The sequence below is a fragment of the Arthrobacter sp. Bz4 genome (assembly GCF_003075455.1).
In the GTDB taxonomy this organism is placed as follows: domain Bacteria; phylum Actinomycetota; class Actinomycetes; order Actinomycetales; family Micrococcaceae; genus Arthrobacter_D.
On the sequence record NZ_QDAE01000001.1, the window covers coordinates 62,477 to 86,850 of the forward strand.

The window sequence follows — 24,374 nt, forward strand, 5'->3', positions numbered from 1 at the left end:
AGATGGCCGCGCTGCACTACGTTTGGAAACGTGCGTATAGACATTGTGACAAAAGAGTTCCCACCCGAGATCTACGGCGGCGCCGGAGTGCACGTTGCTGAGCTAAGCCGAGTGCTGGCCAGCCAGGTGGATTTGCGGGTTCACTGCTTCGGCGCGGAGCGGAGTCCCGATTATCACGGGGCGACCGTGAGCACCTACCTGCCCCCGGCCGAGTTGAACCGCTCGAACGCCGCGGTGCAGACCTTCGGAACCGATCTGGCGATGCTGGACGGGCTGGCTGGCGCGGATGTGGTGCACTCCCACACCTGGTACGCGAACATGGCGGGGCATCTCGCATCCCTCCTGTACGGGGTGCCGCATGTCCTCAGTGCCCACAGTCTCGAGCCGTTACGGCCGTGGAAGGCTGAGCAGCTCGGCGGTGGCTACGCGCTGTCTTCGTGGGCCGAACGAACCTCCTACGAGGCCGCCGCAGCGGTCATTGCCGTCTCGCATGGGATGCGCGCGGATATCCTGCGCAGCTACCCGGATGTTGACCCCGATAAGGTGCAGGTCGTGCACAACGGCATCGATGTGAGCCTCTGGGAACGGGATACCAACCACGACGCCGTCAGGAAGTTGGGCATCGACCCGGACCGCCCCAGCGTGGTGTTCGTGGGACGGAACACCCGTCAGAAAGGCGTTCCCTACCTCCTCCGTGCAGCGGCGCTGCTGGAGCCCGGCGTGCAGTTGGTGCTCTGTCTCGGTGCCGCCGACACTCCCGAGCTGGCAGCCGAAACCGCTCAGCTGATCGCCGAGCTGGAAGCCAAGCGCGGATCGGTGGTGCTGATCGAACGCATGTTGCCCCGGAACGAGCTCATCCAGGTCCTGAGCACGGCCACCGTCTTCGCCTGCCCCTCCATCTACGAGCCCCTCGGCATCGTGAACCTTGAGGCGATGGCGTGCGGCGCGGCAGTCGTTGCCAGCGCCACCGGAGGCATCCCGGAGGTGGTCGACGACGGCGTGACCGGCACCCTGGTCCCGCTGGAACAGGTGACCGACGGTACGGGTATCCCCTTGGATCCTGAACGGTTCGTCACCGACTTCGCGGCGGCCGTAAACGCCCTGGTTGCAGACCCGGACCGGGCCCGCCGGATGGGTGAGGCGGGGCGCCGTCGTGCTGAAGAGCACTTCTCGTGGGACTCGATTGCTGAGTCCACCCTCGAGGTCTACCGTTCAGTGATTACCAAGACCTGAGCACACCGGCAACCCGGTAGTTCTTGACACCGCCCAGCGTAGGGTGGCGTACCACCATCAACCACGGAGGACTCATCAGTGACCGAACACCCCAGCCCAGTGTCACCGGACTCACCCGACTCACCGGATTCGCCGGACTCAGCAGCTTCGGCGCCTTCGCCCGATGAGGCGAATGTTCCCGAGTTGAATGAGACGGAGGTCGACGAGGCAGTGATGGACGAGTCTGCCGAGAACCCGGCCCTCGACGAGGGGCGGGTCACCACCCCCGTCGATGAAGAGAACGAGGATGACGACCCGCGCCAGGTTTAGGTGCGTCTTTAGCGCTTCGCTTTAGCCTTCGCCTTGCGGGCCAGCACCGTTTTCTCGTCGATGGGGAACGTACCGCTGGCCCGCTGCTGCCGCGCGTAGGCCATCGCTTCGGCCTGGCGTTTCTTCTCCGCGCCGGTGGCAATCGCTGACCGTAGATGTTCAGGGCCGTACCCAAAGGCGTCAACAAGATCGACGGCGTGTGGGCGGATCTTCGCGAGCAGACGGTTGATGTACGGCGAGAGCGTCCGGGCCCGCTGGGTGGAAAGTCGGCCGTTCATCAGATACCAGGCGAGATTGCGCTCAATCAGGCACAACCCAAACAGGTCCCGCACCCAGGTGAGCACCTGTTTGGTGCCCGCGTCATCGACCTGGTGAACTGCGGCGGTGAACGCCTCCCACTGCAGCAGTTCCGCGTGTGCCTTGGCCGTCTCGATCAGTTCGTGCTGATGTTCGTTGAACTTCTCGGCGGCGGCTTCCTGTGGCAGCTTCCGTACCCCGCGCAGCTCGCCGGCCAGTTCAGCGACCATGGCCTCGACGCGGTCGGACAGCAGCTCGTGCTGGGTGTGTTCATCCCGCAGCGCGATCGCGGATTTCCGTTCGGATCCGGCGTCGACGACGGTCTGCACTACCCGCCGCAGACCCGAGCGGTGCAGGGTTTTCTCGGCACGCTGGGTGACCACGTAGCGTGCGAGCACACCGAAGTCGACGCCGCTGAACTCTTTCGCGTAATCCGCGAGGAGGCGCTTGGCCACCAGTTGCAGCAGGACGTTGTTATCACCCTCAAAGGTTGCGTAGACATCCATGTCCGCACGCAGGGAGGTAAACCTGTTCTCGGTCAGGAACCCTGCCCCACCACAGGCTTCCCGGCATTCCTGCAGCGTGTCGAGGGCATGCCAGGTCGACAACGGCTTGAGCGCGGCTGCGAGGGTTTCGAGGTCCTGACGATCCTCGTCTGTGTCGTGGGCGCCGGAGAAGACGTCGTCGAACTTGGCCAGCAGTTCCTCGTGGGCGAAGGATGCCGCGTAGGTGGCGGCTATCAGGGGGAGGAGCCTGCGCTGGTGCTGCTGGTAGTCGAGCAGCACCTCTTCCTTGAGGTCCGAACCCGCGTTGAATTGCCGCCGCTCCACTGAGTACTGCACCGCGGTTTTCAGCGCGAGCTTGGTGACAGCCACCGCCGCTCCGTCCAGTGAGACGCGACCCTGCACCAGGGTGCCCAGCATGGTGAAGAAACGACGTCCGGGAGAAGCAATCGGCGAGGTGTACACGCCTTCACTGTCGACGTTGCCGTAACGGTTGAGCAGGTTGGTGCGGGGGATTCGCACCTTGGTGAAGTGGAGCCGACCGTTGTCGATGCCGTTGAGTCCACCCTTCAGCCCGTCGTCTTCGCCGCCGATTCCCGGCATGAAGTTGCCATCAGCATCGCGAAGCTCAACGTAGAACGCGTGAACCCCATGGTTCACCCCGCCAGTAATGAGCTGCGCAAAGAGGACTGCGGCCCGGCCGTCGATCGCCGCATTACCGATGTAGTCCTTCCAGGCCGCCCTGAATGGGGTGTGAATCTCGAACTCGTCGGTTTCGGGCTGGTAGACCGCGGTGGTGGCGATGCTGGCGACATCGGACCCGTGTCCGGTTTCGGTCATCGCGAAACAACCCGGGATGTCCATGTTCATGATGCCCGGAATCCACGCCCGGTGATGCTCGGCCGTGCCCAGGTGGAGCACCGCGCTGCCGAAGAGGCCCCACTGCACTCCCGCCTTGATCTGCAACGATGGGTCAGCGACAACCAGCTCCTCGAAGCCCGCAATATTGGCTCCGTGATTGTCTTCACCACCGAGTTCAGCGGGAAACGCCCGGTGCACTGCCTTGTTCTCCACCAGGTAGTGCAGTTGATCAAAGCAGCGGCTCCGCTGGTCTGCGTGGGACTGCCCCTCGATTCGGTGGACTTCCGGGCGACCCGCAAGCTCGCGGGCAACCCGGCGGGTGGCTGCCCACCGGCCCAGCAGCAGCTCACCCAGCGCTTCGACGTCGACGACGGCGCGGTCGTCATCGTGGATGGCCGCCGTTGCGGGAACGTTGAGCTCGGATCGCGTGGCTGTCTGTGTCATGGGGTGTCCTCCAGAACTGAAATGGTGCTAGCGGGTGTTGGAACGTGATTGGCGATGCCCTCGAAGAGCCAGGTGGTGAGTTGCTCGCTGAGCTGGGCCTCGGTGGGTTTTGTGGGGCCGTCTGGGGTGGCGAGCCATAGCTCGCCGGCCGCCCGGACCATGCCGATCGCCGCCTGCGGCCAGAGGGTGAGCGCCGGGCCACCGAGCTGCCTGGCCCGTGGATCGGAGGCGAGGAACGATTTCATCGGACTGGCGAGCATGCTGGTGACCGCCTCGAAGAAGTGGCTCAACAATTCGGACGTTTGGGGGTCAGCAGGATTGGTGAGAGCGTCCGCGGCGCCCAACCGGGTGACAAAGGCGTACACATTGGGTGAGGTCTGGGCCATCTGCAGGTATGCCGACACCATCGCGTGGAGCCCCTCGCGTGGTGAGGCCGCCTGCCGTGCCGCATCGAGCACCTTGTCCTGCATCTGGGCGATAACCACCTCGCCCATGGCCTGCTGCAGCCCGGCTTTGTCACCGAAATAGCGGTAGTACACGGATTTGGACGTGCCAGCGGCCGTGGCGATGTCTTCCATCGATGCGCTGTAGCCGAGCGAATGCACCGCGCGGCGGGCGGTTTTCACCAGTGCACGACGTCGTTTGTCCCGGTGCGCTTGCCACCGACTTGAGCGACCATCGCCGGCTGCCGCGGCGGGACGTGCTGCTGGTCTTGGCGCAAGGGCCTGCTTGTTCACGATACTCAGCGTATCAGGTACGCTGAGTATCGGTAACTCACCGTTTTGGCGAAGGAGAATCACAGCATGGTCGACCAATCAGCAGAGCAGGGCAGCACGCAGCCCTCCACATCCGTCCGCAACGCGGTGGTCATTGGCGGAAACCGGATCCCATTCGCACGGTCCGGCGGGCCTTACGCGTATTCCTCCAACAAGGACATGCTGACCGCGGCGATTGACGGCCTCGTGGCACGGTTCGGTTTGCAGGGGGAGCGGATCGGCGAAGTCGCGGCCGGAGCCGTACTGAAGCACTCACGCGACTTCAACCTCACCCGAGAAGCAGTACTGGGTTCAGCCCTGGCGGCCGACACTCCCGCCTACGATGTGCAGCAGGCCTGCGCGACCGGCCTTGAAACCGTCATCGGCCTGGCCAACAAAATCAAGCTCGGGCAGATCGAATCAGGTATTGCCGGCGGCGTGGACTCAGCCTCCGATGCGCCAATCGCCGTCAGCGAAGGACTACGCCGCGTCCTCCTTGACCTGTCCCGCGCAAAGACCACACCCCAGAAGCTTTCCGTCCTCAGCCGCCTCCGGCCCCGGGACCTCACGCCCAACGCCCCAACGACCGGCGAGCCGCGCACCGGCCTGTCAATGGGCGAGCATCAGGCCATCACCACCGCCAAATGGGAGATCACCCGCGAGGCACAGGATCAGCTGGCGCTGAACAGCCACCACAACCTCGCCGCAGCCTACGACCGGGGATTCTTCTCCGACCTGGTCACCCCGTACCGCGGCGTCACCCGGGACGCCAATCTCAGGGCCGATACCTCGCTGGAGAAACTGGCCAAGCTGAAGCCTGTCTTCGGTAAGGGCGCAGCCGGGGCCACCATGACGGCAGGCAACTCCACCCCCTTGACCGACGGCGCGGCCACGGTCCTGCTCGGTTCAGAAGATTACGCCCGCCGGCACAACCTGCCCATGCTCGCCAACGTGGTGGACGCAGAGGCTGCAGCAGTGGACTTCGTGCACGGCGCCGAAGGCCTCCTCATGGCACCGGTCTACGCGATGCCCCGGATGTTGCAGCGCAACGGGCTGACCTTCGACGATTTCGACTTCTTCGAAATCCACGAAGCTTTCGCCGGTACCGTGCTCAGTTCCCTCGCAGCATGGGAGAACGAAGACTTCTGCCGGAATACGCTGGGGCTCGACGGCGCCCTCGGCACCGTCGACCGGAGCAAACTCAACGTCAATGGCTCATCGCTGGCCGCGGGCCACCCCTTTGCCGCGACCGGCGGCCGGATCGTTGCGTCGCTCGCCAAGACACTGGCAGAGAAGGGTTCGGGTAGGGGACTGATCTCCGTGTGCGCTGCGGGCGGCATGGGCGTCGTCGCCATTCTGGAGGCACGCGAACAGTGACTGACAACTACCTGAACCTGGTCAACTCCGGTCCTGCCGGAAAGCTCGCCAAGAAGCTGGGGCTGCCTCGACCGGCGGTACTCCGCAGGCACAAACAGGGCGCACCTCTGGTCCCCGGACCGTTGTTGGTGCTCGGAGCTGGGGCTGCGGCCGACTCGCTCGCCTCCGAGTTGCTCGGATGGAACCAGGATGTCCGCCGCCACGCCGCGCCCGGTGAGAAGCTCGGCGCCGTCGTCGTCGTGCTGGAAAACGTCACGGCACCCGGTGACCTCGGCGCCCCCATCCTGGAACTCGGTCAGGCAGTGCGCCAGCTTGCGCGTGGCGGCCGCATCGTCACGGTCTCCCGTCCGGCGAAGGAAACCACCGACCCCGCCGAGGCTGCAGCCAGGCAGGGAATCGACGGAATTGTCAGGTCGGTCGGCCGGGAACTGCGTGCCGGTGCCACCGCAAACGGCATTCTGCTCCGCGACGGCGCCTCGGTGCAGGCCGCCGCCGGTGCCCTTAGGTTCCTGCTGTCCGGAAAAAGCGCCTTCGTCAGCGGGCAGTTCATCACCGTCCGCGACAGCGGGCAGGCCGGCGGCCAGGACGAGGACCGTCCGCTGGCCGGCCAGACGGCCGTCGTCACCGGTGCTGCCCGCGGTATCGGCGCCGAAATCGCGGCGGTGCTGAGCCGCGACGGAGCGCAGGTGGTCGTCGTGGACGTGCCGGCTGCCGGAGAGCAGCTCGCCGCAGTGGCCAACCGGATTGGCGGGACCGCCCTGCAGTTGGACATCACCACTGCTGACGCTGCCGCGAGGATACTTGAGCATGTGCAGCAACGGTATGGCTCCCTGGATCTGCTGGTGCACAACGCCGGAATCACCCGCGACAAGCTGCTCGCGAACATGGATACCGCCCGATGGGACTCGGTACTGGCAGTGAATCTTGAGTCGCAGCTGCGAATCAATGAGACGTTGCTCGGCTCCGAGGTGTTTGCTGCAACTGGCCGGATTGTCTGTCTCGCCTCGACCAGCGGCATCGCAGGCAACCGTGGCCAGTCCAACTACGCAGCCTCCAAGGCCGGGGTGATCGGCATGGTGCGCAGCACCGGCGTAGCCCTTGACGGCACCGATCGCACGATTAACGCCGTCGCGCCCGGATTCATCGAAACCGAGATGACAGCGAAAATGCCTTTCGCGACCCGTGAAGCGGCACGCCGCCTGAGCAGCCTGCAGCAGGGCGGACTGCCCATCGATGTGGCTGAGACGATTGCATTCCTCGCGTCGCCGGCCGCTGCTGGGGTCAATGGAGAGGTGCTCCGCGTGTGCGGACAGTCTCTGGTGGGCGCGTGAGCGAGCTAATCCTGGACTCGGTTCCGGGACTCCCGTCGCTGTACCGCAGCGCCCTGATCAGCAGTGTTCCACTGCCGTGGGCCCGCGGGCGGTCGGCCAAAGGTTCAGGCATCCCGGAACTGCCGACCGTCCGGCATAGCGTTGCAGGAGTCCAGGCTTCGGTCGCCGACCTGACCAGGTTCCAGCAGTTGATCGGGGCGCCAGCCCACGACCTGCTGCCGTCTGGTTTCATCCACACCATTGCGTTCCCGGTGGCGATGAGCGTCATGGCACGAGCGGATTTCCCGCTGCCGCTGCTCGGAATGATCCACCTCCGAAATTCGGTTGAACACCGGCGAGCGATTCACTTCAGCGAAAAACTCAGCATTTCCGCCTGGGCTGGAGACCTGCGCCCCCACCCTTCCGGCGCCCAGGTGGACCTGGTCACCGAAGTCACCGTGGCGGGCGAAGCCGTGTGGACCGGCCGCTCCACCTATCTCGCGAAAGGGTCGCGGCTGGCGGGCGCAGCTATCGCACCGAAAGAGGAACGGACCACCTTCGTTCCACCCCGGCTCACCACCCTGTGGGACCTCCCGGGGAGTACTGGGCGCAGCTATGCGGCGGTGTCGGGGGATTACAACCCGATCCACCTCAATGCCCTGGCGGCCAAGGCACTCGGGATGAAGCAGACCATCGCTCACGGCATGTATCTCGCGTCGCGCATGGTCCAGGAGAGCAAACCGGCCGGGGTGGAATCATTCGCCTGGAGCATCGACTTCCGGTCACCGGTGCTGCTGCCCGCCCGGGTGGCCCTGGCCATCACGCCGCGTCAGGAAGCTGGCACCTGGCGCGGAGCCGAGATCACCGCCTGGAATGCCCGTCGCGCCCGCGAGCATTTTACGGGCACCCTCACCCGGCTGGCCGGGACGGACTAGCCGAGCAGGTCCTGCCCATGCGGCACCAGCTGCCCTTCCCACTCACCGGTGGGGAGGGCAGCTGGCGTTGGGCGTCTGTTGTTCGGGCCTAAACTGTGATCATGAGCGAGAACGTACCCCTGCTTACCCGTGCCCGCGCCCTCGACGCCGCGGACCCCCTGTCCAGTTACCGGTCCAGGTTCGAGGGTCATGACGATCCCGACGTTGTTGCCTATCTGGACGGCAACTCGCTGGGCCGGCCACTGACTGACACGCTGGGACGGCTTGAGTCCTTTGTCCGCGAGCAGTGGGCAGGCAGGCTCATCCGGGGCTGGGATGAAGGCTGGCTGGACCTGCCGGAGCAGGTAGGTGACCTGATTGGGCGGGTGGCGATTGGTGCCGCGGCAGGCCAGTGCACGGTCGCCGATTCGACCAGTGTGTTGCTGTACAAACTTGCCCGTGCAGCGGTCGCCGCCCGGCCCGGACGCACCGAGATCGTCATTGACCGGGACAATTTTCCCACTGACCGTTTCATCATGGAGGGTATCGCCGCCGAGCGGGGACTCCAGCTGCGCTGGGTGGAACTCCAGTACGACGGCGGTGCTACCCCCGCCGACGTCGCGGCAGCCGTCGGCCCACAAACAGCGTTGGTGGTACTCAGCCACGTCGCTTACCGCTCAGGGCACCTGGCCGACGTCCCCGCGATCACCGAGGTGGTGCACGACGCCGGCGCACTGGTCCTGTGGGATTTGAGCCACTCCGTCGGCTCGGTGCCCGCCGAGCTGGACCGATGGAACGTGGACTATGCAACGGGGTGCAGCTACAAGTACCTCAACGGCGGTCCCGGCGCTCCAGCCTGGGCTTATGTGGCCCAGCGGCATCTGGAGGATTTTCAGCAGCCGATCCAGGGGTGGCTCGGCAGCGCCGACCCCTTTGGCATGGGCTCGGACTTCGAACCCGCCCCGGGGATCAGGCGGATCATCTCGGGCACCCCGCCCATCATCGGAATGCTGGCAATGCAGGACATGCTCGGACTGATTGCCGAGGTGGGCATGGACGCAGTCCGCGCCAAATCCGTGTCGCTGACCTCGTTTGCGGTGGAAGCGGTGGACGCGCTGATGGGGGAGCACGGCGTCGTCGTCACCTCTCCGCGCGACCCGGGACAGCGCGGGAGCCACATCACCATCGACCACCCCGGCTTCAAGGACCTGATCCCCGAGCTGTGGGCGAAGGGGGTCATCCCGGACTACCGCAACCCCGCGGGTATCCGGCTGGGACTCTCGCCGCTGTCGACGTCGTTCGAGGAGACCTACCTCGGAATCCAGCGGATCGCCGAAAGCCTGCCTCCCGCCTAAACCCCGGCGAAGAAGCTGACTTCTCGGCATTCCGTCCCGGCTTCACCCAGAAGCGGCCGCCGCAGCAAGGTTTGCCGGGTGCAAGCGGCGGTTCTGAGCCTATCGGCCGCTTCGTTGTCGGCTAACCCTCACACTCGGCGCAGTACTTGTCGCCGTTCTTCTCGCGTGCGAGCTGTGTGCGGTGCTTCACCAGGAAGCAGGACATGCAGGTGAATTCGTCTTCCCGTTCGGGGATCACCGAAATAAGGAGTTCTTCCTCAAGGACGGCACCTGGAAGATCGAAGCCCTCAGCGGTGTCGCTTTCATCGGTGTCGATCGTGGACGACTGGGTGGTGGCGCTGCGTTGAGCCTGAATCGCCTCAAGCGATTCATTGACAGGCTGGTCTTCGGGCCTGACGCGTGGTTCGTCGTAGTCAGTTGCCATGCGGGCGGTGCTTCTCCTTCAGTTGTGTGATCAATCAGAGTACAGGGAGCGCCAGCGGAAAGTGGCGGCTTACGCTAACAGCGTGTGGGATACAGATTAAGTTCCCCGATTGTCAAGGGACAAGGTAGCAGGGACGACACTCAGTAGCGCAATCGCGCGGCTGATCGGGCCGGACGCACCCGGTTGGGCCCACCTCACCCGGTCGGTCCGCCTCACCCCTACCTTCCCGCAGCAACTGCCGTCCGGCACAGAACCGCCGGAAGAAACCGGCAAGGCTGTGCCGGACGGCAGTTTCCGGGCCGGGATGCACCACCGGGTTCGTTACTCTAAAGAGATGGCCACAGTTATCCTCGTGCGGCACGGCCGCACCACAGCGAATGCCGCCGGACTCCTCGCCGGGCGGACCGTCGGCGTGAACCTGGACCAGGTCGGACGTGACCAGGCAGCCCTGACGGGTGACCGTCTGGCGGCCGTCCCGGTCGTCGGCGTGGTATCCAGCCCACTCGAGCGGTGTCAGCAGACCGCCCAGTTCATCCTCGATCGTCAACTAGGCAACCCGCTCACTCCCATCGACCCCGATCTGACCGAATGTGATTACGGCCAATGGCAGGGACGCACCCTCAGCGACCTTGCGACCGAAGACCTGTGGACCGTTGTGCAAGCCCAGCCGTCAGCGGTGACCTTTCCCGGCGGTGAATCCATGGCAGCAATGCAGGCCCGGTCCGTAGCCGCGATTCGCCGCCACGATGCGGCCTTCGAGGCCGAGCACGGGGCAGGTGCGGTGTGGGTGGCGGTGAGCCACGGTGACATCATCAAGTCGATCCTCGCTGACGCACTCGGGATGCACCTGGACCTGTTCCAGCGCATCAATGTGGGGCCGGCCTCCGTATCGATTGTGCGGTACGGCACAAGCCGGCCGAGCGTCTATGCCACCAACACCGATGCCGGGGATCTGTCCTGGTTGTCGACAACGGTCCACGCGGCTGATGCACCGGTCGGCGGCGGCGCGGGACCGCAGCCCCCACGAACCTCAATCACCTAAAATAGCTGTATGCCTACTAAAGTTCATGAGTTCACCTGGCCTGATCGAGTTGTTGTCGGAACGATCGGCGCTCCGGGGTCGCGCACGTTCTATCTCCAGGTACGTGCCGGGGCGCAGATCGTCAGCATCGCCCTGGAAAAGCAGCAGTCGGCCCAGCTTGCCGAGAAGATTGACGAGATTCTCGACCAGCTCATCACCCTGGAGGGCAACCCGTTCAGCATTCCTGCGAGCACTCCCATTGAACTGGTCGACAATGACCAGCTCGAACCCGTGGAAGAGCAGTTCCGCACCGGGGCCCTGACTCTCGGTTGGGACCCATCGACAGTTCAGCTGGTCATCGAGGCCTACCCGATCACCGAGATTGATACTGAGGACGACGGCGACGCCGTTGATGAGTCGATCGGTGCAGAAGGGGTCGAGGTGTCCGAAATGCTACTGGTCCGGATGCCGGTCGGTACCGCCCGCGCATTCGCGAAACGCACCCGCGAGATTGTCGACGCTGGCCGCCCCACCTGCCCACTGTGCGGGGAACCGGTCGACATCGATGGGCACACCTGCACCCCTCCTGAGGCCTGATGCCGACGCCTGACCTTGCGACGGCCGAGCTGACGCTTACCGGTCGCATCACGACAGCGTCGAACGCCACGTTCCTGGGCAGTATCGGCACCGAGGCGGTCGTCTATAAACCCATCGCGGGGGAGCATCCGCTCTGGGATTTTCCCGGCGGAACCCTCGCACACCGGGAGGTCGCCGCGTACCTGGTCTCGCAGTCGTTCGGCTGGAACGTCGTGCCCTTCACCTGGCTGCGTGAGGGTCCGCTGGGCAAAGGAATGGTGCAACTCTGGCAGGAGCAGGACCCGGAGCAGAACCCCGTGGACCTCGTCCCCTCCCACCGGGTGCCCGAGACTGGCTGGAAGCAGGTGTTGAAGGGTCAGGACGAAAACGGTCGGATGGTCGCCCTCCTTCACGAGGACACGCCGGCATTGCGGCGGATGGCAGTGTTCGACGTCGTCGTCAACAACGCCGACCGCAAAGGTGACCACATACTCGCGATGGGCGACGGACACCGGCACGGGGTCGACCATGGGCTCACCTTCCACAGCGACCACAAGCTGCGCACGGTGCTGTGGGGATGGCTGGGCGACCCCCTGACCGCGGATGAGCTCGACGGTATTGACCGTGTCAGTGTGGGGCTGACCGGTGACCTTGGGGGCGCCCTGGCGGACCTGCTCAGCGCGGAGGAAATCGCTTCGCTGGCCGCACGCTGCGACAAGCTGCGGGCGGACGGGCGTTTTCCGGCGCCGAGCGGTGAGATGTCGGCGGTACCCTGGCCGCTGTTTTAGGGATGTGCCGCGATGGATCTTGAGGTGTCAGCGAAGCTCGTCATTCCCGAGCGGGAACTCGGCTGGCGCTTTTCCAGATCATCCGGGCCGGGCGGGCAGCACGTGAATACCTCCGACAGCCGGGTCGAGTTGTTCTGGAATATTGCGGACTCGACGGTCCTCTCCGACGAGCAGCGCATGATGCTCCTGCACCGACTCAGCCGCCACATCGTTGCCGGAACGGTCACTGTCGCCGCCTCCGAGCAGCGTTCTCAGCTGCGCAACCGCGACACGGCGCTGCGCAAACTCGCCGATCTGGTCACCGGGGGACTGGCCCCCGACCCGAAACCACGGCGTCCGACCAGGCCCACGCGCGGCTCCGCCCGGCGGCATCTCGCCGCGAAGCAACAGCGGTCGGCCACGAAACGAAACCGGCAGCGCCCGACCGCCGACTAGGGCGGTGGTGGCCCCTGGCTGGTCGTTGCCCTGGAACCCTCGTCCGCGCGAGGTCCCGGTCAGCCGACGCTGCGCAGGTGCGTGCTAGTAACTGGATCAACCTGGTTCATGAACCCCTGGCCCGCGGCGGAGGGAGTCGACCACAGCCGTATAGTGGACCCACCGATTGCATCACTTCCTGGGGGAACAAATGACTGCACCTACTCCGGCCCTAGCTGTGCCCGACCCGCCGCTCTTTCTGCCGCACTACGGGGCATCACCGAGGGTTGCAGTGCAGCGCTTCTTCAAAAAGTACGCCACGACATCGGGGCGGGCCAGCCGCAGCGAATTTTGGTGGTGGGTTCTCGTCTCAGGAATTGTGTGCAGCCTCCTGAACCTATTGATGACCTCTGGCGGCCGTGTTTATCCATCATTCGGGCACCTCACTGCCGAACCAGTTGTTGCCATCGGGTACGCGTTATTCCTGCTCTGGATAGTGGCCACAGCCATCCCAAGCATTGCCTTGGGTGTCCGTCGACTTCACGACGCCAACGAAAGTGGATGGCTACTATTGACAGTCGCAATACCGGTTGTTGGTCAGCTGGTGCTGCTCTTTCTGCTGATCCTCGGCCCGAACGCGGAAGGTCGTCGGTACGATGAGCAACCTTCAGATGATGGAGCGATCCGCTCCTAGCCTGGCTTGAGCAGTTCTGCGTCCGCCTCGATGACACCCGCGGTGCCAGAAGGATGACGCGATGCCCGAGTCGCAGCTACAGACTGAATACATGAACCCCACGGAGGTCGCTGTGCGTCTCTCGGTCATGCCCTCTGGTGTGCGGCAGCGGGGCACAGCGCCCAGCCATGTGACCAGTTCAGGGCCGGCAACCGTCTCCCGGGCTCTATCGCCGCTGCGACCAGCAACGTAGGGTCAGATGATGAGGGAAAACACGACTCCACTGTCAGGTGCGTTCTTTAAGATGGTGCTCGCCGGCGGAATCATAGGAGCCGTAATTGTGCTCATCTTCGCTGTAGCGGGGTGGCTCAATCCGTCTCCGCTGGCAGTCACAGCTTCCATCTGGGCGCCAGTGTACGGGTTCTTCATGGGCTTGGTGGTGGCAGCTTCGGCAGCTGCGCCGGCCATCGGACTGCACGCCCTGGCTGCAGCCAAAGCCCCTAAGCTTCGTGCCGCGGCGGCGCCTTCGGCGGTGCGGCGGGACCGGTAGCAGCATTCAGCCTGGTCATGGGGGTGTCCTTGGCCGACTCACGTGTGGCGGCAATCTGGTGGATGCTACTACTACCGGTCGCGTCCCTTGCCGCTGTCTACTTCACGAGGCCGCTCCGGGAGCCGGAACAGCAAGGGGTCGCCCTAGATAGCTCAGAGCCCTAGGCAGCCCCAACGCTATTCCCCGGCGCTCTGGAGAATGAATCCGGCGACGGCGAAATCCTCGGGCAACATCACCGCTGTGGCCATTATTTGACGGATGCTTTGCCCGTCCTAAGCGGCGCCACCTTGGACCAGCTGCATGACCCGCCTGTTTAAGCGGGTAGGGCATCGAATGCCGTTGTGAGTGTGGGTGTGTCGACCTTGAGATGGACTGCTGCAGACATGTACATGGTCGAGACGCCCAGGGATTCCGCGGGCACGTCTGACCACTGCTTGACCTGAAGGGATACTGTTGAGCGAAATCGGGTGATGGGGGATCACAACGGGACGACCGACACACGCCGCGACCTCGATCATAGCGGCACTCATGCTGAGCTCCTGCGGAGTAGGCCAAGCTTTTACCGATGCCGTTGGTGAGGAATCGCTGGACACAGCGGAGGTAGTCGCCTCGGCTTCGGCGGCTGCTGACCTCCAGGCGGAGCCTCTTGATCTGGGGCTTGACCCGACGGCGGTGATTATTGCAGGTGAAGGCGATGCCGGGACGCTCAACCGGATCGGGTGGGAGGGCACCGAGCTTCCTGTTGGTGAGTACACTGCCCACCTCCAGTGTCGTGGCACGAAGGATGTCACTTTTACCTACCATCCCGTTGATAGTGGGGGTGTGCTGCAAAACTTCAGTTGCGGCGCCCCACAACAAATCAAGGTCTCAACGCTCTGGCTGACGTTGGGCTAGAGCCGCGCCGTCATTACTTCGTGGTCCTCGATGAGCTGTGGCGGGCGCTGCGGGCCGGTAAAGGCATGGTGGACCGGGTTGACGCGCTAACCCGGCTGAACCGCTCTGTCGGTGTGGGTCAGGTGATGATCTCGCACACGATGAGTGACCTGCTGGCTCTGCCTGCGGAAGAAGATCGAATGAAGGCGCAAGGGTTTGTGGAGCGCTCGGGCATGGTCATCTGTGGTGGCCTACCGGCCTCTGAAATGGCGTTGCTGACCAAAGCGATTCCGCTCTCCCGGCAGGAGGAAACGTGAACCTGAGGAAGAGACGGCCACCGCATGGAAAGACATTGACCCCTCAGCTCAGGAAGCCGCCGAGCGTATCCGCCGCGAAGTGCAGGGACGCTACGGCGTGGACGTGAACAGCCCCGGAGCGGACCCGAACGCAGTCAGCGAAGCACTAGCCCGCGCAGAACGGGACAGGGCCGAAGCAGACCGGCAGCGCACCGCCGGGAACAATGACGGCATAGAGGCAGGCGTGGTGATGGGAGCTGCTGGCAGAGAGGACCGCAACCGAGCCGCAGAGGTCGAAGCCGAGAACGCCGCAGCGAAGCAAGCCGCCCCACTGTACGACAGCGAGGAACGCCGGCAAGCTTTCGCTTCATCACTGGACGGCAAAGCAGACGCCGAAACCATCAACGCCCGGATAGTGGCCGACCGTGACCAAGCCACACCACCCACCGAGGCAATCGCCGGGAAGCCAAGCAGAGCAAAAACAGTCAAGCGCGGCAACGCGGGCGTGGGAGCATCTGCGCCGTGACGGAAAAACGGGCATGAGCTCGTGGTGGCGTGAACACGCTGACCACCACATGCCGATCCTGCTCTCCACTGACGGGCCATTCAAAGGGTGCACACCGGAAAAGGGTCACAATCCACGGCTCGACCCGCTGCCCTGCGCACCTGCACCCGCCGGCTTATTCGTCAGCGCATGACCCGCGAGCAGCAAAGAACACACCGCCGCCGCTCACTACTGTGAAGATCCTGGCAAGCAATAGGCATGGCGATTTTTGGCGAACTCCACCTTCCAGGTTCCCGTAAACTCGTGCAGCGGAGCGAAGCCGGAACCAAGAGAACTTTGCCATCCCCAAATAACGCAAGTATGTATAAACGGTGTTCGACCACACGTCAATACTCTGACGAAAAGATCGACGGTCAAGATTTAGAACATTAACCTGTGAATTATCAGATCAAGCACTCAAAAATGAGGGCACTGTTATGGGGAGAAAACTTTGAAAACTCTGAATCGTCGTGCTTCAGCGACTGCTGCAATAGCAATGTTTGCGACACTGAGCGCTGGGTTCCTTGCGGGACCAGCTCACGCCAGCCCAGCGGCAACTACTACGGTTTCAATAACTGAAGCGAAAGCTCAAATCCCAACGAATCTAGTGGCTCCTGGAAGTCCACGGTTCGGGGGCGGAGGGAATGCAGAGACGCAAGGCGTGAAGTCTTGGCTGGTAAAGCAAGCGCTTCGCGGCGTTGCCGGCACAGTCAGAGGCGGATCGAACACTTTCATTAATCTGGCCGGCAACTGGCTAGATAGCGGCGCAAAGTCAGCACTGCGGAAGAACTCAGGACGTATCGCAGACGTCATCGACGATGTAGCTGACCTTCCCGACCTTGCTACTCACGCCGTCCGCGGACATGTTTACAACGGTTTGAAGGGATTCCTAGGCCACGGAACCGCTAACGTCATTGCTAACGCAGTTGAAGGGGTCATGTGGATCCTTCTCTAAGAATTGGCGATCTCTTCTCCTATTAGCACTTCTAAGAAGCAAGGAAAGCCCAATGCAAAACTCTAAGGAACAGCAAATAGCCTCACTCGAAGCACGAGTTGCGGCATTGGAGGACCGCCTCCATACGCTGGTCCTCTGTGTCCAGTACCAGGAGGATGAGCCTTTTGACGCCGAGATCAGTCGGCTGATGCTTCATGGAGAGGACCGCGTTGTTTTGAACCTAGTTCTTAGCGCAATACTTGATCGGGCGAGCGGCAAGCAACTACCCAAACGTCCTGATCCTGCTCATCTAGACCACCCTGCTCTGGATGCAGCCTTTGTCTCCGAGACGGTTTCGGCGGATGAAGCTGTTCGCCTCGTCTCGATGGTGGTTGGGGGCGATTATGCTGCTGAACGAGTAATTAGGGCTCACCAAAAGCGTGGTTTCGGGGAGGCCGGGTATCAAAAACTAGGCGTTCCTGCCGGCTAGAACAGCAGTAGAGCGTCCGGTCTTGATACATATTTCTTGAGACCGGACGGTTTGCCGTTAAGACTTTATTCTAAACGCTTGGGCGGTCTCTTTGTCAGACCTGGCATCGGAGGGAAGAACATCAATTCACACGAAGGCGACCTATTTTGTTTTTTCTGGGAAGGAGACCGAACGGATCCGTCGGGAACAGATGACCATTACAGAATTATGGAAATTAAATCTGTAGATATAGACGCTCTACATGTACTGGTCTTCAAACAACGCTACGAAAGACCGCCGGACAAGGTTCGCCTTGAATCCCTGGTCCCGATCCAACTGCACGCAGTAATTGGCGGCCCGGTCGTCCTTCCGTTTAGCTCCTTCGACCCATGTTCGCTTCAGCCCGTCGATCTCCTGTAGCGCCTGAACCCGGCTATTTCCTGGGATTCAACGCACGGGCTGACACGACCGAAGGCATCGAATACATCTTCGCGGTCACCGCTTTGGACTACCAACACAGCTAGCAACGCAGCGATCGCACTATCAGCGCATGGGAAACGGTATGACCCGCCATGTACTTTCACCGCTTCGCTCCGCCTCGGCTCCGCCTCATCGTCCGGCTTAGCTAGGACCCAGCCCCAACCAGTCCTCCGCTAACGCTGCCGATCGGTTCTTATCAACTAGCCCATCGGGGCGGGTTTGATTAGTGATCGGCTACCACCGGTGATCAGACGAAAGCTCGGTTCATCACCGCTGCAGTGTCTGAAACGCCCTCCGGCAACAGGTGAGAGTAACGGTCGATGGTGGTGCTTGCGTCCGCTTGCCGGACTTCTTGTCGACCCAGCGTAGGAGATGTGCGGTGGATCCGTCTTTGCGAAGACGTCTTTCGATGTTGGTCATGCTGATTACTATGCGTCCACTTTGCCGATGGCCGTCGGAGATAACCAACTCGCGTGGTCGAATACAGGGCCCGTCTGGTCGAGGGCATAAAAAAACCCCGGCGGACCGGGGTTTTTTCACAGTGCGCGGAGGGGGACTTGAACCCCCACCCTCGTTAGAGGACTAGCACCTCAAGCTAGCGCGTCTGCCATTCCGCCACCCGCGCAGGTGATGTTTTCCGTAGCTCTAAACCTCGGAAGCAGCGAAAAAAACTCTAACACGATCAAGGCCCAAGAGTTTAATCCGCTGCTCGCGGGACCCTCCAGACAAAGTGGTTAGGCTGGTGACACAGCTCATTCGCCACCAGGAGGCCCGCACGATGAATATCAAGCCCGAAGACGAAGTTGTCCGCATCTGCCAGGAACTCATCCGCATCGACACCTCCAACTATGGTGACAACGTGGGCCCCGGCGAACGAGCGGCTGCTGAGTACACGGCGGGCCTGATCGAGGAAGTGGGCCTTGGCACCCAGATTTTCGAGTCCGAACCGGGCCGGGCCTCCGTAATTGCCCGGATGCCCGGCTCTGATCCCTCCCTGCCCGCACTGGTGGTGCATGGCCACCTCGACGTCGTCCCCGCCCAGAAAGAGGACTGGACAGTCGATCCGTTCAGCGGCGAGGAAAAGGATGGCCTGATCTGGGGCCGCGGTGCAGTGGACATGAAAGACATGGACGCCATGATTCTCTCGGTCGTCCGCAACATGCAGCGCGAGAAAATCCAGCCCAAGCGCGACCTGATCTTCGGTTTCTTCGCCGATGAGGAGGCCGGCGGTAAATACGGGGCATCCTGGCTGGTCGACACCCAGCCGGGCCTCTTCGAGGGAGCCACCGAAGCTATCTCCGAGGTTGGCGGCTTCTCAGCGAACATCGGCGGTCAGCGCACCTACCTGCTGCAGACTGCGGAAAAGGGCATTTCCTGGCTCCGTCTGGTAGCCCACGGCCGCGCCGGTCACGGCTCGCAGATCAACACCGACAACGCCGTCACCCGGCTGGCCCGCGCCGTCACAAGGGTGGGGGAGTACCAGTGGCCGATTGAGCTGACCCCCACCACCCGCCAGTTCCTCGACGGTGTGACCGAACTCACCGGCGTCGAATTCGATCCTGACAACCCCGAGACGCTCCTCGCCGAACTCGGCACCGTGGCCCGCTTCGTCGGAGCCACCCTGCAAAACACCTCCAACCCCACGGTGCTCAAGAGCGGCTACAAGCACAACGTCATCCCGGGCACCGCCGAAGCCCTGATCGACGTCCGCACCCTGCCCGGCCAGGAGGAACAGGTCCTCGCCACCATCAAGGAGCTCGCAGGCGACGGCGTCGACGTCACCTACGACCACAAGGACGTTTCGCTTGAGGTGCCATTCGCCGGCAACCTGGTGGACTCCATGATCGACGCCCTGCATAGCCAGGACCCCGGCGCGAAGGTCCTGCCGTACACGCTGTCCGGCGGCACCGACAACAAGTCGCTAAGCCGCCTCGGCATCACCGGCTACGGGTTCGCCCCGCTGCAGCTGCCCGACGAACTCGACTTCACCGGCATGTTCCACGGCGTCGACGAGCGGGTACCCACCGAGTCGCTCAAGTTTGGTTCCAAGGTGCTCCACCGCCTGCTCACCACCTACTAGGCAGCGTCCATGGACACCCCCGAGGAAATCCTCCCGGACCGACTCCTGGACACGTTCCGGGAGCGGGCCGCCGGCTACGACGCACGGAACGAGTTCTTCCACGCGGATCTGGCCGATCTCCAAGCCATCGGCTATCTCGCGTTGATGGCACCCGTGAACGACGGCGGCCGGGGGTTGGGTGTCGCAGCGGTTGCCGCGTGCCAACGGCGGCTGGCGTCCGCGGCACCCGCCACCGCCCTGGCCATCAACATGCACCTGGTCTGGACCGGGGTGGCCCTGATGCTGCAACGCCTGGGGGACCACTCCCTGGGTTTCGTCCTGCAGGAGGCCACCCAAGGGGAGCTGTACGCCTTCGGACTCTCCGAGCCGGGCAACGACGCCGTCCTGTTCGACTCCTTCACCACCGCCACACCACAGGCCGACGGCGGGTACTCGTTCACTGGAACCAAAATCTTCACCAGCCTCGCACCCGCGTGGACGCGGCTCGGGATTTTTGGCAAGGCCACCACACCCGACGGCGCCGGGGAGCTGGTGCACGGAATCGTGACCCGGGGGACCGCAGGGGTCCACACGGTCGAGGACTGGGACACCATGGGCATGCGGGCCAGCCAGTCACACACCACCCGGCTGGACGACGTCGTCGTACCCGCCGAACGGATCTTCAGGCACCTCCCGGTCGGCCCCAACGCAGACCCCCTCGTCTTCGCCATCTTCGGGGTCTTCGAGACGCTGCTGTCAGCGGTGTACACGGGGATTGGCGACCGGTCGCTGACCCTTGCCATCGACTCGGCCCGGCAGCGCGCCACCGGTCGCGACGGCGTGGCCCTGTCGCAGACGCCCGAGGTGCGCTGGCAGATCGCCGATGCCGCAATGGCCCTCGACTCACTCGATGCCCAGCTACGGTCTGTGGCGCGGGACCTGGACGAGGGTGCAGATCATGGGAGCCAGTGGTTCGCCAAGCTGGTGGGCCTCAAGCTGCGGGCCACCACCGTGGCCCGGCAGGTCAACGACGCGGCAATGCACCTTGCCGGCGGGCGCGGCTACCAGGCTGGTAGCGAAATCGGCAGGCTCCACCGTGACGTGTTGGCGGGCCAGTACCATCCGTCGTCCACCGAGTCGGCTCACCGCACGGTAGCGACCGCCTGGTTGGGTCCGCAGGGGGACAGTTAGGGCCTCCGGCTCCTAGGCCGTGCGTTCCACCCGGAGGACCTTGCGCCGCATCCAGTACCGGCGTCCGCCACCGATGTAGATGCAACTGCGTTCCAGTTCCCATTTGCCGTACTCGGCGTGTTCGGTCAGCGCCTGACGGGCGGCGTTCACCGGTTCGCCCGCGTTGACGGTCAACACCAGATACTCGTACCGGCGTTCGACGTCTCGCCGGGGCGCCGTGGCTGCGTTCAGAAATTGTTCTCGCATTTCCCTCCAATTTTGATCACTTTACCGATAACGTCTACCCATGAGTATTGATCCGCGTGTCGCGCTCCAAACCCTGGTTTCGGCGCTTGAGGAGCATCTTAACGCTGCCGCATCCCGGCGCGGGGACGAGGATCCGGCCGTTGAGGCCGCCTACCTGGCCATCGCCGACGCCTTCGACACCTATGAGGAAGTCCTCTACGACGCCCACGGGGAAGTGACGCCGCTGGTCATCTATGAAGACGGCGACGACGACGACGAATCCGACGAGTCCTAGGACTGGGCCGACACTTCGTCGAGCACCGCGGAGATTTGCGCGGGGAGCGGGTCCTGCCCCGCTGACAGGACATCCTTGAGCTGGTGGCTGGTCCGCGCACCGGTCATCGCGGCAGCCACCGTCGGCCGGTGCAGTACCCACCGCAGCGCCACTTCCAGTGGCGCCAGGTCCAGGCCTTTGGCGGCGGTGACCAGTGCCTCGGTGATCCGCTGCGGCCGTCCCGTGAGATACGGCTCCACGTAGGGCGCCCAGAGGTCCGATGCCGCCCGCGAATCCGCCGGGGTCTGACCCCGGTACTTTCCGGTCAGGACCCCACGACCCAGTGGCGCCCACGCCACCAGGCCCACCCCGAGGGCCTCCGCGGCAGGTGTCGCCTCCCGTTCCACGGTGCGGTTCAGCAGCGAGTATTCAGCCTCGTGCGCCGTCAACGGGAAACCAGCTGTGGCCGAGGCGAGGGCAAGTTCCCAACCCGCTTGGTTGGAGACGCCCACGTAGCGGGCCCGCCCCGTCCGGTAGGCCAGTTCCAGTGCCCCGAGGGTCTCATCCAACGGAACGGCATCAAGGCGGGCCGGGGCCAGCCACAGGTCCACGTGGTCGGTTCCCAGCCGAGCCAGGGAAGCATCAAGGGAATCGAGGAGTCCCTTCCGGGACCCGTCAGCGCGCCGCACCCCGCCGTGCTGGCGTGCCGACCCACCCTGGACGGCAAGAACCAGCTCGGACCGGGCGACGGTATCGCCGATCAGGTCCCCGAGCATCGCCTCCGCCCGGCCATCCGAGTAGCGGGCGGCGGTCCCCACCAGGGTGCCGCCGGCCTCGGTGAACAGACGAAGCTGTTCCCGTGCCGTCTCCTCATCCGCGTCCTGCCCCCAGGTCATTGTGCCCAATCCCACACGGGATACCGTCAGACCGCTGCTACCCACGTTTTGCCACTGCATACGGTAAGCCTAAAGCCTCGGGGAGGGCTGTCGCCTACCGGAGGTTGACGGCTGAGTACTCTAAGGTCTTACTTGTGAATTGGATCGAAGCTGCCATCCTGGGCCTGGTGCAGGGCCTGACGGAATTCCTGCCCATCTCCTCAAGCGCCCACCTCCGGATTGTCGGCGAGTTTCTACCGAACGCCCAGGACCCAGGCGCCGCGTTCACGGCGATCACCCAACTTGGCACTGAAACCGCCGTGGTGGTGTTTTTCTGGCGCGACATTGTCAGGATCATTCGGGCCTGGAGTGGGTCGCTCGTCGGGAAAGTACCCACCAGCGACCCGGATGTGAGGATGGGTTGGCTCGTGATCCTCGGCAGCCTCCCGATCGGTGTGCTGGGGCTGCTCTTCCAGGACCAGATCGAGAGCACCCTGCGCAGCATGTGGCTGACCGCCACCATGTTGATCGTGTTTGGGCTCATCCTGGCGGTGGCGGACGCCGTCGGAAAGCAGAACCGGTCCCTGGACCAGTTGACGTACCGGCACGGCATCTTCTACGGCTTCGCCCAGGCGCTGGCCCTCATCCCGGGCGTCTCCCGGTCGGGCGGCACCATCACCGCCGGCCTTTTCATGGGGTACAACCGCGAAGCCGCAGCACGCTATTCGTTCCTGCTGGCCATTCCTGCCGTGTTTGCCAGTGGCTTTTTCCAGTTGTTCAAGAGCATCGGCGAGCCGGGCCCCTACGGGCTGGGGGAGACGGCACTGGCCACCGGTATCGCCTTCGTGGTCGGGTTCATCATCATTGGCTGGTTCCTGAAGTTCGTCTCCACCCGCAGCTACGGCCTCTTCGTCTGGTACCGCATCCTGCTGGGCCTGGCCCTGTTCCTGCTCCTCGGATTCGGCATCATCAACCCCTGATTCCCCTGTCAGCAGAACGTCTGGGGCGGATCGCTGGTCGGGTCACCGCTGCAAGGAACGTATTGTAGAAGTGTGATTGCGTGGAACTCTCGACCTATTCCTGTCCTGCCCGGCGAAAGCGCCGATATCGGCCTGTATGACACCAAGCAGCAGCAGTACGTTACGCTGCCGACGGACTCCCGGCATGGCCTCTACGTCTGCGGGATTACACCCTACGACGCCACCCATATGGGCCACGCCGCGACCTATGTGGCATTCGACCTCCTGAACCGCCTCTGGCGTGACTCAAGCGCCGTCGTGAACTATGTCCAGAACGTCACCGACATCGACGACCCGCTGCTGGAGCGGGCGGCCGCCACGGGGGTGGACTGGACTGATCTCGCCACGCAGCAGACGGATCTGTTCCGCGAGGACATGTACGAGCTCAACGTGATCCCCCCGGACCACTACATTGGGGCGGTCGAATCGATCGAGTGGATTGTCCCGGTGATCGAATCACTGCTGGAACGCGGCATCGCGTACCCCGTCGCCGGCGACGGGGCGGAGCCCGACGGCGACATTTACTTCTCGGTGGATGCAGCGTCCGCATCGCTGACAGGGCCGGAGGCCTGGTTCCTGGGCGCCGTTTCCCACCTCGGCCAGGAGGAGATGACCGGGCTCTTCGCCGAACGCGGCGGGGACCCTGCCCGCCCCGGGAAGAAGCATCCGATGGACCCCCTGCTGTGGCGGGTGGCTCGGGCCGGCGAGCCTGACTGGGACGGCAACACCCTCGGCAGGGGCCGTCCCGGCTGGCACATCGAATGTGCAGTGATTGCGCAGCGGTTCCTCGAACTGCCGTTCACCGTGCAGGCAGGCGGCTCTGACCTGGTATTCCCCCACCATGAGATGAGCGCAGCCCACGCGGAGGCAGCAACCGGCACGCCTCTGGCCAGGCATTACTCGCACGCCGGGATGGTCGGCCTGGACGGCGAGAAAATGAGCAAGTCCCGCGGCAACCTGGTGCTGGTGTCGTCCCTGCGCAGGGACGGCGTGGATCCGGCCGCGATCAGGCTGGCCATTCTCAACCACCATTACAGGTCGGACTGGTCATGGACCGACAAGGTGATTCCCCGTGCCCAGGACCAGCTGTCCAGCTGGCGGCTTGCACTGGGATCGGCGACTGAGGAATCGGCTGCCGCACTGACCGCTGAACTCCGTGCAGCGCTGGCCAACGACCTCGACGCCCCCGCGGGGGTGGCAGCTGTGGACCGTTGGGCCGCCGAAGCACCCATCTCCGGCGGGACAGCTGACGGTGCCGCCGGCGTCGTCGACGCACTGGATGCGCTGCTCGGCATCAGGCTGACCCGCTAGAGAGGGGTCCTCCGCCCGGA

At 63.8% G+C, this 24,374-nt stretch carries 26 protein-coding genes, 1 tRNA gene and 1 pseudogene; 22 read left to right on the forward strand and 6 right to left on the reverse strand.

What is annotated here, in order from left to right; all coding sequences use genetic code 11:
- Positions 1-30: 30 nt before the first annotated feature.
- A complete protein-coding gene (gene glgA / locus DDA93_RS00310) occupies positions 31-1,233 on the forward strand; it encodes a glycogen synthase (protein WP_116777786.1) in 1,203 nt (400 codons plus the stop codon).
- 78 nt (positions 1,234-1,311) lie between these two features.
- Entirely contained in the window at positions 1,312-1,542 is a 231-nt protein-coding gene (locus tag DDA93_RS16430; protein ID WP_207771289.1) for a hypothetical protein, read from the forward strand.
- A gap of 8 nt (positions 1,543-1,550) precedes the next feature.
- Here the strand turns inward: DDA93_RS16430 and DDA93_RS00320 are convergent, their stop codons facing one another.
- The gene (locus tag DDA93_RS00320; protein WP_116777787.1) at positions 1,551-3,647 is read right to left on the reverse strand and encodes an acyl-CoA dehydrogenase; all 2,097 of its coding nucleotides are present in this window, start codon (positions 3,645-3,647) and stop codon (positions 1,551-1,553) included.
- The gene (locus DDA93_RS00325; RefSeq protein ID WP_237742119.1) at positions 3,644-4,384 is read right to left on the reverse strand and encodes a TetR/AcrR family transcriptional regulator; all 741 of its coding nucleotides are present in this window, start codon (positions 4,382-4,384) and stop codon (positions 3,644-3,646) included. Before DDA93_RS00325 ends, DDA93_RS00320 begins: the two co-directional genes overlap by 4 nt.
- A gap of 66 nt (positions 4,385-4,450) precedes the next feature.
- Between DDA93_RS00325 and DDA93_RS00330 the strand changes: the two genes are divergently transcribed.
- From DDA93_RS00330 to DDA93_RS00345, 4 genes are all read left to right on the forward strand, one after another.
- Complete coding sequence (locus DDA93_RS00330; RefSeq protein ID WP_019482687.1) at positions 4,451-5,779, forward strand: acetyl-CoA C-acetyltransferase; 1,329 nt, start codon at positions 4,451-4,453, stop codon at positions 5,777-5,779.
- Positions 5,776-7,110 carry a 3-oxoacyl-ACP reductase gene (locus DDA93_RS00335; RefSeq protein WP_019482688.1) on the forward strand — a complete coding sequence of 445 codons (1,335 nt, stop codon included), beginning with the start codon at positions 5,776-5,778 and terminating at the stop codon, positions 7,108-7,110. The genes DDA93_RS00330 and DDA93_RS00335 overlap by 4 nt, the downstream gene beginning before the upstream one ends.
- A complete protein-coding gene (locus DDA93_RS00340) occupies positions 7,107-8,024 on the forward strand; it encodes a MaoC/PaaZ C-terminal domain-containing protein (RefSeq protein WP_019482689.1) in 918 nt (305 codons plus the stop codon). Before DDA93_RS00335 ends, DDA93_RS00340 begins: the two co-directional genes overlap by 4 nt.
- A gap of 101 nt (positions 8,025-8,125) precedes the next feature.
- Positions 8,126-9,358, forward strand: a complete 1,233-nt coding sequence (locus DDA93_RS00345) for an aminotransferase class V-fold PLP-dependent enzyme (RefSeq protein ID WP_116777788.1) — start codon at positions 8,126-8,128, stop codon at positions 9,356-9,358.
- Between the two features lie 121 nt (positions 9,359-9,479).
- On the opposite strand, the gene DDA93_RS00350 is transcribed toward DDA93_RS00345, so the two are convergent.
- A complete protein-coding gene (locus tag DDA93_RS00350; RefSeq protein WP_019482691.1) occupies positions 9,480-9,782 on the reverse strand; it encodes a DUF4193 domain-containing protein in 303 nt (100 codons plus the stop codon).
- 334 nt (positions 9,783-10,116) lie between these two features.
- Here DDA93_RS00350 and DDA93_RS00355 point away from each other — a divergent pair, with 334 nt between their 5' ends.
- The 11 genes and pseudogenes from DDA93_RS00355 (at position 10,117) to DDA93_RS00400 (ending at position 16,941) form a co-directional block, all read left to right on the forward strand.
- Entirely contained in the window at positions 10,117-10,824 is a 708-nt protein-coding gene (locus DDA93_RS00355; protein ID WP_024476513.1) for an MSMEG_4193 family putative phosphomutase, read from the forward strand.
- Positions 10,825-10,833: 9 nt separating this feature from the next.
- A complete protein-coding gene (locus DDA93_RS00360) occupies positions 10,834-11,400 on the forward strand; it encodes a DUF3090 domain-containing protein (RefSeq protein ID WP_116777789.1) in 567 nt (188 codons plus the stop codon).
- Positions 11,400-12,167, forward strand: a complete 768-nt coding sequence (locus DDA93_RS00365; RefSeq protein WP_019482694.1) for an SCO1664 family protein — start codon at positions 11,400-11,402, stop codon at positions 12,165-12,167. The genes DDA93_RS00360 and DDA93_RS00365 overlap by 1 nt, the downstream gene beginning before the upstream one ends.
- A 12-nt stretch (positions 12,168-12,179) precedes the next feature.
- Entirely contained in the window at positions 12,180-12,602 is a 423-nt protein-coding gene (gene arfB, locus DDA93_RS00370; RefSeq protein ID WP_116777790.1) for an alternative ribosome rescue aminoacyl-tRNA hydrolase ArfB, read from the forward strand.
- Positions 12,603-12,873: 271 nt separating this feature from the next.
- A complete protein-coding gene (locus tag DDA93_RS00375) occupies positions 12,874-13,275 on the forward strand; it encodes a DUF805 domain-containing protein (RefSeq protein ID WP_243400461.1) in 402 nt (133 codons plus the stop codon).
- A gap of 241 nt (positions 13,276-13,516) precedes the next feature.
- On the forward strand, positions 13,517-13,804 hold the full coding sequence (locus DDA93_RS00380) for a hypothetical protein (RefSeq protein WP_133185375.1): 288 nt from the start codon (positions 13,517-13,519) through the stop codon (positions 13,802-13,804).
- A 528-nt stretch (positions 13,805-14,332) separates the two neighbouring features.
- A complete protein-coding gene (locus DDA93_RS16255; RefSeq protein WP_165802536.1) occupies positions 14,333-14,698 on the forward strand; it encodes a hypothetical protein in 366 nt (121 codons plus the stop codon).
- Positions 14,674-14,988, forward strand: a pseudogene (locus DDA93_RS00385) (ATP/GTP-binding protein); the annotation flags it as partial. The gene DDA93_RS16255 and the pseudogene DDA93_RS00385, both read left to right, overlap by 25 nt.
- Before the next feature lie 103 nt (positions 14,989-15,091).
- Positions 15,092-15,499, forward strand: a complete 408-nt coding sequence (locus tag DDA93_RS16260) for a hypothetical protein (protein WP_207771300.1) — start codon at positions 15,092-15,094, stop codon at positions 15,497-15,499.
- A 13-nt stretch (positions 15,500-15,512) separates the two neighbouring features.
- A complete protein-coding gene (locus DDA93_RS16565; protein ID WP_243400462.1) occupies positions 15,513-15,671 on the forward strand; it encodes a DUF4913 domain-containing protein in 159 nt (52 codons plus the stop codon).
- Positions 15,672-16,524: 853 nt separating this feature from the next.
- Entirely contained in the window at positions 16,525-16,941 is a 417-nt protein-coding gene (locus tag DDA93_RS00400; RefSeq protein WP_116777795.1) for a hypothetical protein, read from the forward strand.
- A 1,001-nt stretch (positions 16,942-17,942) separates the two neighbouring features.
- Here DDA93_RS00400 and DDA93_RS00405 read toward each other — a convergent pair.
- Positions 17,943-18,025: transfer RNA gene (locus tag DDA93_RS00405), tRNA-Leu, on the reverse strand.
- A gap of 153 nt (positions 18,026-18,178) precedes the next feature.
- Between DDA93_RS00405 and DDA93_RS00410 the strand changes: the two genes are divergently transcribed.
- Together DDA93_RS00410 and DDA93_RS00415 are read left to right on the forward strand one after the other, a co-directional pair.
- Positions 18,179-19,480: a M20/M25/M40 family metallo-hydrolase gene (locus DDA93_RS00410; RefSeq protein WP_116777796.1), complete on the forward strand. Its 1,302-nt coding sequence runs from the start codon at positions 18,179-18,181 to the stop codon at positions 19,478-19,480.
- A 9-nt stretch (positions 19,481-19,489) separates the two neighbouring features.
- On the forward strand, positions 19,490-20,650 hold the full coding sequence (locus DDA93_RS00415) for an acyl-CoA dehydrogenase family protein (RefSeq protein WP_116777797.1): 1,161 nt from the start codon (positions 19,490-19,492) through the stop codon (positions 20,648-20,650).
- 12 nt (positions 20,651-20,662) lie between these two features.
- On the opposite strand, the gene DDA93_RS00420 is transcribed toward DDA93_RS00415, so the two are convergent.
- Complete coding sequence (locus tag DDA93_RS00420; RefSeq protein WP_116777798.1) at positions 20,663-20,896, reverse strand: DUF5703 family protein; 234 nt, start codon at positions 20,894-20,896, stop codon at positions 20,663-20,665.
- 40 nt (positions 20,897-20,936) lie between these two features.
- On the opposite strand from DDA93_RS00420, the gene DDA93_RS00425 reads away from it, so the two are divergent.
- Positions 20,937-21,170, forward strand: a complete 234-nt coding sequence (locus tag DDA93_RS00425; protein ID WP_116777799.1) for a hypothetical protein — start codon at positions 20,937-20,939, stop codon at positions 21,168-21,170.
- On the opposite strand, the gene DDA93_RS00430 is transcribed toward DDA93_RS00425, so the two are convergent.
- On the reverse strand, positions 21,167-22,105 hold the full coding sequence (locus tag DDA93_RS00430; protein WP_116777800.1) for an aldo/keto reductase: 939 nt from the start codon (positions 22,103-22,105) through the stop codon (positions 21,167-21,169). The two genes, DDA93_RS00425 and DDA93_RS00430, sit on opposite strands and share 4 nt — an antisense overlap.
- 74 nt (positions 22,106-22,179) lie before the next feature.
- Between DDA93_RS00430 and DDA93_RS00435 the strand changes: the two genes are divergently transcribed.
- Both DDA93_RS00435 and mshC read left to right on the forward strand, forming a co-directional pair.
- On the forward strand, positions 22,180-23,004 hold the full coding sequence (locus DDA93_RS00435; protein ID WP_019482702.1) for an undecaprenyl-diphosphate phosphatase: 825 nt from the start codon (positions 22,180-22,182) through the stop codon (positions 23,002-23,004).
- Between the two features lie 72 nt (positions 23,005-23,076).
- Positions 23,077-24,354 (forward strand): cysteine--1-D-myo-inosityl 2-amino-2-deoxy-alpha-D-glucopyranoside ligase, encoded by a 1,278-nt coding sequence (gene mshC, locus DDA93_RS00440; RefSeq protein ID WP_116777801.1) that lies wholly within the window; start codon positions 23,077-23,079, stop codon positions 24,352-24,354.
- Positions 24,355-24,374 lie beyond the last annotated feature (20 nt).

Bases quoted from the DNA above. Each gene is read 5' to 3' on its own strand.
- DDA93_RS00330 (WP_019482687.1), top strand. From the start codon at position 4,451: ATGGTCGACCAATCAGCAGAGCAGGGCAGCACGCAGCCCTCCACATCC.
- DDA93_RS00410 (WP_116777796.1), top strand. From the start codon at position 18,179: ATGAATATCAAGCCCGAAGACGAAGTTGTCCGCATCTGCCAGGAACTC.
- DDA93_RS00430 (WP_116777800.1), bottom strand. From the start codon at position 22,105: ATGCAGTGGCAAAACGTGGGTAGCAGCGGTCTGACGGTATCCCGTGTG.
- DDA93_RS00425 (WP_116777799.1), top strand. From the start codon at position 20,937: ATGAGTATTGATCCGCGTGTCGCGCTCCAAACCCTGGTTTCGGCGCTT.
- DDA93_RS16565 (WP_243400462.1), top strand. From the start codon at position 15,513: ATGAGCTCGTGGTGGCGTGAACACGCTGACCACCACATGCCGATCCTG.
- DDA93_RS00320 (WP_116777787.1), bottom strand. From the start codon at position 3,647: ATGACACAGACAGCCACGCGATCCGAGCTCAACGTTCCCGCAACGGCG.
- DDA93_RS00415 (WP_116777797.1), top strand. From the start codon at position 19,490: ATGGACACCCCCGAGGAAATCCTCCCGGACCGACTCCTGGACACGTTC.
- DDA93_RS00355 (WP_024476513.1), top strand. From the start codon at position 10,117: ATGGCCACAGTTATCCTCGTGCGGCACGGCCGCACCACAGCGAATGCC.
- DDA93_RS00400 (WP_116777795.1), top strand. From the start codon at position 16,525: ATGCAAAACTCTAAGGAACAGCAAATAGCCTCACTCGAAGCACGAGTT.
- DDA93_RS00365 (WP_019482694.1), top strand. From the start codon at position 11,400: ATGCCGACGCCTGACCTTGCGACGGCCGAGCTGACGCTTACCGGTCGC.
- DDA93_RS16255 (WP_165802536.1), top strand. From the start codon at position 14,333: ATGCTGAGCTCCTGCGGAGTAGGCCAAGCTTTTACCGATGCCGTTGGT.
- DDA93_RS00345 (WP_116777788.1), top strand. From the start codon at position 8,126: ATGAGCGAGAACGTACCCCTGCTTACCCGTGCCCGCGCCCTCGACGCC.
- DDA93_RS00360 (WP_116777789.1), top strand. From the start codon at position 10,834: ATGCCTACTAAAGTTCATGAGTTCACCTGGCCTGATCGAGTTGTTGTC.
- DDA93_RS00380 (WP_133185375.1), top strand. From the start codon at position 13,517: ATGAGGGAAAACACGACTCCACTGTCAGGTGCGTTCTTTAAGATGGTG.
- DDA93_RS00350 (WP_019482691.1), bottom strand. From the start codon at position 9,782: ATGGCAACTGACTACGACGAACCACGCGTCAGGCCCGAAGACCAGCCT.
- arfB (WP_116777790.1), top strand. From the start codon at position 12,180: ATGGATCTTGAGGTGTCAGCGAAGCTCGTCATTCCCGAGCGGGAACTC.
- DDA93_RS00420 (WP_116777798.1), bottom strand. From the start codon at position 20,896: ATGCGAGAACAATTTCTGAACGCAGCCACGGCGCCCCGGCGAGACGTC.